A 478-nucleotide genomic window follows, 5' to 3' on the forward strand; every position below is an offset into this window, starting at 1 on the left:
GTCCCATGCCTGGGGCATGGTGGCGGGCGCAGACCGGGTCCAACAATCTTGGTGTTGTCTTGGCGGCCGTCTGTGTGCGGCCATGAGTGCATCTGAAACCTGCGAATCCTGCTGAAAGTTCGCTATTCGAACTCCAATTCGCAGACTGAACAAAGGTTACACCCGGCGCGGAAACAGGGTCAAGGCGGCCGGTCCCGTGGCGGGCGATAATCGCACCCGCCCGCGAGGGGTGGCCGCCATCCCTTCAGGGTAGACGCAGCACGGCCTGACTGCCGCTCACACCGGGGCGTACCTCCAGCCGCACATCGATGCGCTCRCGCARCTCGGYCACGTGSGAAATGATGCCSACCAGCCGGCCCGCCTGCTGGAGGTCCAGCAGCGTGCGGATCGCAAAATCGAGGCTTTCCGGGTCCAGCGTGCCGAAACCTTCGTCCACGAACAGCGTGTCGAGCTGGATGCCGCCGGCGCGCGACTGCAC

General features: G+C 64.9%; 1 protein-coding gene. It reads right to left on the bottom strand.

The window, feature by feature from the left end; translation table 11 throughout:
* Positions 1-244 precede the first annotated feature (244 nt).
* On the bottom strand, positions 245-478 hold a 234-nt coding region (locus AB4Z35_RS30380; protein ID WP_442101212.1), incomplete at its 5' end, for a hypothetical protein.

This window comes from Pseudomonas sp. KB_15, assembly GCF_052114525.1.
GTDB lineage: Bacteria > Pseudomonadota > Gammaproteobacteria > Pseudomonadales > Pseudomonadaceae > Aquipseudomonas.